Here is a 7,682-nt window from a genome sequence, read left to right on the forward strand (position 1 = left end):
TTTCATCCAGGCCCGCTTTTCCCGGGGCGACCGCACCGTGCTGGTCATCACCGGCAAGGGGCTCAAGACCGACAATGATTATATCGCCGCCATGACCGAGCGCGGCGTGCTGCGCACCATGCTGCCGATCTGGCTGGGCGAGCCGGGGCTGGCCCCGCTGGTCTCGGGCTGGAGCGTGGCGGCGCGCGGCCATGGTGGAGAGGGGGCGTGGTATGTGCGCCTGCGCCGCGCATGAGGTCGCAAGCATGACCCCGCTCGGCGCCAGATTGCGGGCCCTGCGCCAGGCGCGCGGCATTTCGCTCAAGCAGATGGCGGCGGCGCTCAATGTCTCGAGCGCCTATCTGTCCGCCCTCGAACACGGACGGCGCGGTCAGCCCACCAGCTTTCTGCTCCACCGCATGATCGCCTTTTTCAACGTCATCTGGGACGAGGCCGAGGAGCTTCAGCGCCTGGCGGAAATCAGCGATCCCAAGGTGAGCATCGACACCGGGGGCCTTGCGCCCGAGGCCACCGAACTCACCAACCGCCTGCGCGATTCCATCGCCCGGCTCGACGCCGAGGATTTGCGCTTCCTGCGCGATGAAGTGGTCAGGCGCGCCGGGCGGAAACGGTAGCTCTCTGAACTTTCCCCACCCGCAATGTCATCCCGGCTCAGGGCTGGGGTGACATCGAGTTTGTGAAAGCGCCCGGCTCCTACAGCACGAACTTGCTCAGATCCGTATCCCCGGCCAGCACCCCGACCTTCTCGGTCACAAAGGCGGCGTCGATGGTGATGGTCTGGCCCTGCTTGTCCGGCGCCTCGAAGCTGATGTCCTCCACCAGCCGCTCCATAACCGTCTGCAGCCGCCGCGCCCCGATATTCTCGACGCTGGAATTGACCTTCACCGCGGCGTCGGCAATGGCCTCTATGGCGTCCTGGGTGAAGTCCAGCGTCACCCCTTCCGTACCCATCAGCGCCACATATTGCTTGATGAGGCTGGCTTCGGTGTCGCTGAGGATGCGAATGAAATCCTCGCGCGTCAGCGCCTTGAGCTCGACCCGGATCGGCAGGCGCCCCTGCAATTCGGGCAGCAGGTCGCTCGGCTTGCTGACATGGAAGGCGCCCGAGGCGATGAACAATATATGGTCGGTCTTGACCGGCCCGTATTTGGTCGAAACCGTGGTGCCCTCGATCAGCGGCAACAGGTCCCGCTGCACGCCTTCGCGGGAGGGGCCGCCCTGCACCCCGCCTTCGCGCTGGGCCACCTTGTCGATTTCGTCGATAAAGACGATGCCGTGATTTTCCACCAGCTCGATGGCCTCGGCCTTGAGCTGGTCCTGGTCGAGCAGCTTGTCGGCCTCCTCGGCGATCAGCGGCTCATAGGCGTCCTTGACCCTTATCTTGCGCTTCACCCCGCGCCCGCCCATGGCCTGCTTGAACATGTCGGAGAGATTGATCATGCCGATGCCGCCATTGGGCATGCCGGGGATTTCGAAGCCCCCGGGGCTGGCCGGGGTCATTTCCAGCTCGATTTCCCGATCGTCCAGCTCGTTATCGCGCAGCTTGCGTCGAAAACTGTCGCGCGTCGAGGGCGTGGCCGAGTTGCCCACCAGCGCATCCAGCACCCGCTCCTCGGCATTGTGATGGGCCTGGGCCTGCACGTCGCGCCGGCGCTTGTCGCGCAGCACGGCGATGCCCGCCTCGACCAGATCGCGGATGATCTGCTCGACATCGCGTCCCACATAGCCCACTTCGGTGAATTTGGTGGCCTCCACCTTGATGAAGGGAGCCTGAGCCAGCCGGGCCAGCCGCCGGGAAATCTCGGTCTTGCCGACGCCGGTCGGCCCGATCATTAGGATGTTCTTGGGCGAAACTTCGCGGCGCAGCTCCGGGCTCAATTGCTGGCGGCGCCAGCGGTTGCGCAGCGCCACGGCCACGGCGCGCTTGGCGTCGGCCTGGCCCACGATATTGCGGTCGAGCTCGGAAACGATCTCGCGCGGGGAAAAATTGGTTTCACTCATTTGTCTTCTCCAGGTGCCTTGTCCAGGAAGCGCACCATCATGTGTTCGTCGCAGAAGCAACCGTTCACCAAAAGATAGCGAGGCTCTGTCCCGTAGACTTCGAACCCCAGCTTTTCATAGAGCCTTATGGCGGCATAATTTTCTGACCAGACCCCAAGATGGAGCTGCAACACCTCGGCGCGAGCATGCGCGATCAGGTGCTCGCACAGCGCCCGGGCCATGCCGCTGCCGCGATGGGCGGGACGGACATAGACCTGGATCATCCAGCCGCGATGCCGCTCCTTGGCGCCTTGCGCGCGCAGGAAGGCGTTGATGCCGCCCAGCCTGCCGTCGGGCAACACCGCGCCAAAGACGGTGAGTTTTTCCAGAGCCGCCTCGATTTCCTCGTCCGTGAGGGCCGCGAAGCTTTCGGCGTCGGAGAGAAAGGCTTCCGGATGGCGCTCCAGCGCCTCGAGCCGGATCGCCTTATAGGCGCCGAGATCGTTCCGGCTCAGCCGGCGGATCGAATAGCTCACCTGTCGAGCTCGATGGTTTCCAGCGTCACATTGCCATTGGTGTAGACGCAGATCTCTTCCGCGATCTTCATGGCGCGGCGGGCAATGTCCTCGGCGTCGAGCTCGGTCGCCTGGTGCAGGGCCAGCGCCGCCGAATGGGCGTAATTGCCGCCCGAGCCGATGGCGATGACGCCATGATCGGGCGTCAGCACGTCGCCGGTGCCGGTCAAGACCAGCGTGTCGGTCTTGTCCGCCACGATCATCATGGCTTCGAGCTTGCGCAGATAGCGGTCGGTGCGCCAGTCCTTGGCCAGTTCCACCGCCGCCCGCATCAGCTGGTCGGGATATTGCTCGAGCTTGGCTTCCAGCCGCTCGAACAGGGTGAAGGCGTCGGCGGTCGAGCCGGCAAAGCCGCCGATCACCGTGCCGCCGGCGAGCCGCCGCACCTTCCTGGCGGTATGCTTCATCACCGTCTGGCCCATGGAAACCTGGCCATCGCCGGCCACCACCACCTTGTTGCCCTTGCGCACGGAAACGATGGTTGTCCCGTGCCAGCCGGGAAAATTACTGTCACTCATGAGGGGAGATACTCCGAACTGTTGCATGATATTTAGGGGCCCCGGCGGCGATTGCAACCGAGCCGTCCGGTGCCGATCTTCACGCGGGCGCGCCGATCTGCTAACCAGCCAGCGAACGCCGGAGACAGCCCATGCGCACCGCCACCATCGCCCGCCAGACCAATGAGACCGAAATCACCGTCTCCATCGCGCTCGACGGCACCGGCCGGCACACCATGCAGACCGGCATCGGCTTTTTCGACCATATGCTCGACCAGCTGGCGCGCCATTCGCTCATCGACATGGACATCGCCTGCAAGGGCGACCTTCATATCGATTTTCACCATAGCGTCGAGGATGTCGGCATCGCCCTTGGACAGGCCCTGCGCGAGGCGCTGGGCGACAAGAAGGGCATCCGGCGCTATGCCAGCTGCGATCTGCCCATGGACGGCACGCTGACCCGGGCGGCGCTGGACGTGTCCGGCCGCGCCTTCCTGGTGTTCAAGGCCGAATTCAGCCAGGCCAAGATCGGCGACATCGATACCGAGCTGTTCCGCGAATTCTTCCAGGCCTTCGCCATCAATGCCGGCATCACGCTGCATATCGAGAATTTCTACTTCGACAACAACCATCATCTGGCCGAGTCGATGTTCAAGGCGGTGGCCCGCGCCCTGCGCGACGCCATCGAGATCGACCCGCGCCAGGCCGGCCGCATTCCCTCCACCAAGGGCACGCTCTAAAAAAGCCTTTGGCATAGGTCGGAGTACGCTTTCGCCAAACCCGCCGGACGATACTTCCCCCTTGATGGGGGAGGCTGGGAGGGGGTGTCGAGAGCCCCGCCCTTCCGCTATGGCCCGTTTTGCACTAAGTGGACCTCAACCAGTCCTGGGAGTTTCCCCTTGACCCTATTTGCCCTTTATCAGTCCCCGGCCGAGGCCGGCCTGCCCATGGCGGTCGGGGAGCGCTTTTCCTGGTTCGCCTTCCTGCTGCCGCCGGTTCATGCGCTCCTCCATCGCCATTGGGGCCAGCTCGGGCTCTTCGTCCTCGCGCTCGCCGTCCTGGTTCTGGGCGCGCGTTTCCTCGGCGCCGAGGCCGCCTGCTGGCTCTATCTGCCCGTCGCGCTGGCTTTCGGCTTTGCCGCGCCGGGGGCCGGGCGCCGCGCCCTGCGGCGGCGGGGCTATGCGCCAGCCGGTCACGTCTTTGCCGCCGATGCCGATCTGGCCCGGCTGGCGTTTCTGGAGAACACGCCATGAGCACGCTGGCCATCGTCGATTATGGCGCCGGCAATCTGCGCTCCGCCGCCAAGGCCTTCGAGCGGGTCGCCGCCGAAACAGGACGGGGCGATATCATCCAGGTCACCAATGATCCCGATGCGGTGCGTCGGGCCGATCGCATCATGCTGCCCGGCGTCGGCGCCTTCGCCGATTGCAAGGCCGGGCTCGATGCCGTGCCCGGCATGGTCGAGGCGCTGGAGGAACGGGTGCTGCGCGGCGGGGTGCCCTTTCTCGGCGTCTGCGTCGGCATGCAGCTCCTGGCCAGCGAGGGCCGCGAGAAAATCGTTACGCCCGGTCTCGGCTGGATTGCCGGTGCGGTGGAAAAGATCGTCCCCTCCGATCCCGCCCTGAAAGTTCCCCATATGGGCTGGAACACCCTTTCCTTCACCCGTCCCCATGCCCTGCTCGCCGGCCTTGTCGACGGCCCCGCCGGCCAGCACGCCTATTTCGTCCATTCCTACCATTTGCGGGTGGACGATCCGGCAACGCTCTTCGCCACCACCGATTATGGCGGGCCGCTTACCGCCTGTGTCGGTCGCGACAATATTTTCGGCACCCAGTTCCACCCCGAAAAAAGCCAGGCGCTGGGGTTGCGGCTGATCGCCAATTTCCTCGGATGGACGCCATGATCCTCTTCCCCGCCATCGACCTTAAGGATGGCCAATGCGTGCGCCTCAAGCTGGGCGACATGGATCAGGCCACCGTCTTCAACGACGATCCGGCCGCCCAGGCCCGCGCCTTCGAAGCGCAGGGCTTTGACTATCTCCATGTTGTCGATCTCAACGGTGCTTTCGCCGGCCAGAGCGTCAACGGCGCCGCTGTGGAGGCCATCCTCAAAGAGGTTAAATTCCCCGTGCAGCTTGGCGGGGGCATTCGCAATCTCGGCCATATCGAAAGCTGGCTGGACAAGGGCCTTGCCCGTGTCATCCTCGGCACGATCGCGGTGCGCGATCCGGCGCTGGTCAGGGAGGCGGCGAAAAAATGGCCCGGCCGGGTGGCCGTGGGCATCGACGCGCGCGCCGGCATGGTGGCGGTGGAAGGCTGGGCTGAAACCTCCGAGCTTTCGGTGATCGAGCTGGCCCGGCGCTTCGAGGGCGCCGGCGTGGCCGCCATCATCTATACCGATATCGACCGCGATGGGGTTCTGGCCGGCATCAACTGGCCGGCGACGCTGGAGCTGGCCCGCGCCACCGCCATTCCCGTCATCGCCTCGGGGGGGCTGGCCTCCATGGAGGATATCGAGCGCATGACCCGGCCCGAATATCAGGTGCTCGAAGGCGCCATTTCCGGCCGCGCGCTCTATGACGGGCGCATTGATGCAACGGAAGCATTGGCGCTGCTCAAAGGCGCAAGGGAAGCCCGGCCATGACGCTGAAAATCCGACTGATCCCCTGCCTGGACGTCAAGGACGGCCGCGTGGTCAAGGGCGTGCAATTCGTCGATCTGGTCGATGCCGGCGATCCGGTCGAGGCGGCCATCGCCTATGACGCCGCCGGCGCCGACGAATTGACCTTTCTCGACATCACCGCCAGCCATGAAGGCCGCGATACCATTTTCGACGTCGTCGCCCGCACTGCCGAGCATTGCTTCATGCCGGTCACGGTTGGCGGCGGCGTGCGCTCCATCGAGGATATCCGCAAGCTCCTCTTGGCCGGGGCCGACAAGGTGGCGATCAATTCCGCCGCCGTTGCCGATCCCGATTTCATTTCCCGCGCCGCCGACAAGTTCGGCAATCAGTGCATCGTGGTTTCGGTCGATGCCCGCCAGCGTGGCGATGGCGGCAGCGGCTGGGAGATCCACACCCATGGCGGCCGCAAGGCCACCGGGCTGGACGCGGTGGAATTTGCCGCCGCTATGGTCGAGCGCGGCGCCGGCGAGCTTCTGGTCACCTCCATGGATCGTGACGGCACCAAATCCGGCTTCGATCTGGCCCTGACCCGCGCCGTCGCCGACAGCGTCGAGGTGCCCGTCATCGCCTCGGGCGGCGTCGGTACGCTCCAGCACCTCGTCGATGGGGTGAAGCAAGGCCATGCCAGCGCCGTGCTGGCCGCCTCCATCTTCCATTTCGGCACCTTCACCATTCCCCAGGCCAAGCAATATCTGCATGACCATGGCGTAGCCGTCCGCATGACCGGCGCGGCTTAAGTCGAGGATGACGGATAAGCAAAAGTTTGCTCTAAGCCTTCAAAATCCACCGTGTCACCCCGGCGCAGGCCGGGGTCCATGTCCGTAATCGAGAACGCATACCGCGTTGAAGGTTCCGCACATGGATTCCGGCCTGCGCCGGAATGACTCCCGGAAAGAACGGGAGAGAGTGCCCATGACACTTGACGATCTCGAAGCCCGCATCGCGCTGCGCGCCGCGGCCCTTCCCACCGAAAGCTACACTGCCCAATTGCTGGCGCGTGGCATGGACAAATGCGCTCAGAAGCTGGGCGAGGAAGCCACCGAGGCGGTGATCGCCGCCGTCACCGGCAATCGCGGGGAACTGGTCAAGGAGGCGGCCGATCTGCTCTATCACCTGCTGGTGGTGCTGCGCGCCGCCGATACACCGCTGGCCGAGGTGATGGCGGTGCTCGATGCGCGCACCGCCCAGTCGGGCCTGGCCGAAAAGGCCGCCCGCAAGGACAAGCCCTGATGGCGGCGCCGCGCCCGGCGATGCTCGCCCCCTATCATCATTTCGCCAAGGCCCAGTGGAGCGCCCTGCGTGCCGACGAGCCGATGACGCTGAGCGCCGAGGACATCACCCGGCTGCGCTCGCTTTCCGACCCCATCTCGCTGACCGAGGCCGAAGAGGTCTACCTGCCGCTCTCGCGCCTCTTGTCCTTTTATGTCGAGGCCATCCAGGGCCTGCACAATGTCTCGGCCCGGTTTCTGGCCACCCCCGACCAGAAGGTCCCCTTCATCATCGGGGTGGCCGGCTCGGTGGCGGTGGGCAAGTCCACCACGGCGCGCATCCTGCACGCGCTGATGCAGCGCTGGCCCTCGAGCCCGCGCGTCGACCTGGTCACCACCGATGGCTTTCTCTATCCCAATGCGGTCTTGGCCGAACGCGGCATCATGGAGCGCAAGGGCTTTCCCGAAAGCTATGATCGCCCCCGCTTCGTGCAGTTCCTCGCCGATATCAAGTCGGGCAAGGAACGCGTCAGCGTGCCGGTCTATTCGCATCTGGTCTATGACGTGGTGCCGGGCAGCGAAGTGGTCATCGAGCGCCCCGACATCCTCATCGTGGAAGGGCTCAACATCCTCCAGCCGGGCGACCTGCCGCGCGATGGCAAGCCCATCGTCTTTGCATCCGACTTCATCGATTTTTCCATCTATATGGATGCCGAGACCGACGATCTGGAAGCCTGGTT

General features: G+C 64.9%; 12 protein-coding genes. 9 read left to right on the forward strand and 3 right to left on the reverse strand.

The features are described 5' to 3' along the window. A partial coding sequence (locus tag VDP82_RS11110; protein WP_323014912.1) for a Smr/MutS family protein occupies positions 1 to 235 on the forward strand: 235 nt, incomplete at its 5' end. Positions 236 to 245: 10 nt separating this feature from the next. Then, positions 246 to 614, forward strand: a complete 369-nt coding sequence (locus tag VDP82_RS11115) for a helix-turn-helix transcriptional regulator (RefSeq protein WP_323014913.1) — start codon at positions 246 to 248, stop codon at positions 612 to 614. A gap of 79 nt (positions 615 to 693) precedes the next feature. Here the strand turns inward: VDP82_RS11115 and hslU are convergent, their stop codons facing one another. The 3 genes from hslU to hslV are packed head-to-tail and all read right to left on the reverse strand — an operon-like array spanning position 694 to position 3,073. Further along, entirely contained in the window at positions 694 to 2,001 is a 1,308-nt protein-coding gene (hslU, locus tag VDP82_RS11120; protein WP_323014914.1) for an ATP-dependent protease ATPase subunit HslU, read from the reverse strand. Further along, positions 1,998 to 2,516: an N-acetyltransferase gene (locus VDP82_RS11125; protein ID WP_323014915.1), complete on the reverse strand. Its 519-nt coding sequence runs from the start codon at positions 2,514 to 2,516 to the stop codon at positions 1,998 to 2,000. The genes hslU and VDP82_RS11125 overlap by 4 nt, the downstream gene beginning before the upstream one ends. Beyond that, complete coding sequence (gene hslV, locus VDP82_RS11130) at positions 2,513 to 3,073, reverse strand: ATP-dependent protease subunit HslV (RefSeq protein ID WP_323014916.1); 561 nt, start codon at positions 3,071 to 3,073, stop codon at positions 2,513 to 2,515. The genes VDP82_RS11125 and hslV overlap by 4 nt, the downstream gene beginning before the upstream one ends. 131 nt (positions 3,074 to 3,204) lie before the next feature. Between hslV and hisB the strand changes: the two genes are divergently transcribed. The 7 genes from hisB to coaA all read left to right on the forward strand — a co-directional run. Next, positions 3,205 to 3,792 (forward strand): imidazoleglycerol-phosphate dehydratase HisB, encoded by a 588-nt coding sequence (hisB, locus tag VDP82_RS11135; RefSeq protein ID WP_323014917.1) that lies wholly within the window; start codon positions 3,205 to 3,207, stop codon positions 3,790 to 3,792. A 159-nt stretch (positions 3,793 to 3,951) separates the two neighbouring features. After that, complete coding sequence (locus VDP82_RS11140) at positions 3,952 to 4,305, forward strand: DUF2628 domain-containing protein (protein WP_323014918.1); 354 nt, start codon at positions 3,952 to 3,954, stop codon at positions 4,303 to 4,305. Continuing rightward, the gene (gene hisH / locus VDP82_RS11145; RefSeq protein WP_323014919.1) at positions 4,302 to 4,955 is read left to right on the forward strand and encodes an imidazole glycerol phosphate synthase subunit HisH; all 654 of its coding nucleotides are present in this window, start codon (positions 4,302 to 4,304) and stop codon (positions 4,953 to 4,955) included. Before VDP82_RS11140 ends, hisH begins: the two co-directional genes overlap by 4 nt. Next, on the forward strand, positions 4,952 to 5,695 hold the full coding sequence (hisA, locus tag VDP82_RS11150; protein ID WP_323014920.1) for a 1-(5-phosphoribosyl)-5-[(5-phosphoribosylamino)methylideneamino]imidazole-4-carboxamide isomerase: 744 nt from the start codon (positions 4,952 to 4,954) through the stop codon (positions 5,693 to 5,695). Before hisH ends, hisA begins: the two co-directional genes overlap by 4 nt. After that, positions 5,692 to 6,471: an imidazole glycerol phosphate synthase subunit HisF gene (hisF, locus tag VDP82_RS11155; RefSeq protein ID WP_323014921.1), complete on the forward strand. Its 780-nt coding sequence runs from the start codon at positions 5,692 to 5,694 to the stop codon at positions 6,469 to 6,471. Before hisA ends, hisF begins: the two co-directional genes overlap by 4 nt. A gap of 175 nt (positions 6,472 to 6,646) precedes the next feature. Then, on the forward strand, positions 6,647 to 6,964 hold the full coding sequence (locus VDP82_RS11160) for a phosphoribosyl-ATP diphosphatase (protein WP_323014922.1): 318 nt from the start codon (positions 6,647 to 6,649) through the stop codon (positions 6,962 to 6,964). After that, on the forward strand, positions 6,964 to 7,682 hold a 719-nt coding region (gene coaA, locus VDP82_RS11165), incomplete at its 3' end, for a type I pantothenate kinase (RefSeq protein WP_323014923.1). The genes VDP82_RS11160 and coaA, both read left to right, overlap by 1 nt.

It is taken from the genome of Devosia sp. (genome assembly GCF_034675085.1).
GTDB lineage: Bacteria > Pseudomonadota > Alphaproteobacteria > Rhizobiales > Devosiaceae > Devosia.

Bases quoted from the DNA above. Each gene is read 5' to 3' on its own strand.
- hisH (WP_323014919.1), top strand. From the start codon at position 4,302: ATGAGCACGCTGGCCATCGTCGATTATGGCGCCGGCAATCTGCGCTCC.
- hisA (WP_323014920.1), top strand. From the start codon at position 4,952: ATGATCCTCTTCCCCGCCATCGACCTTAAGGATGGCCAATGCGTGCGC.
- hisB (WP_323014917.1), top strand. From the start codon at position 3,205: ATGCGCACCGCCACCATCGCCCGCCAGACCAATGAGACCGAAATCACC.
- hisF (WP_323014921.1), top strand. From the start codon at position 5,692: ATGACGCTGAAAATCCGACTGATCCCCTGCCTGGACGTCAAGGACGGC.
- hslV (WP_323014916.1), bottom strand. From the start codon at position 3,073: ATGAGTGACAGTAATTTTCCCGGCTGGCACGGGACAACCATCGTTTCC.
- VDP82_RS11160 (WP_323014922.1), top strand. From the start codon at position 6,647: ATGACACTTGACGATCTCGAAGCCCGCATCGCGCTGCGCGCCGCGGCC.
- hslU (WP_323014914.1), bottom strand. From the start codon at position 2,001: ATGAGTGAAACCAATTTTTCCCCGCGCGAGATCGTTTCCGAGCTCGAC.
- VDP82_RS11115 (WP_323014913.1), top strand. From the start codon at position 246: ATGACCCCGCTCGGCGCCAGATTGCGGGCCCTGCGCCAGGCGCGCGGC.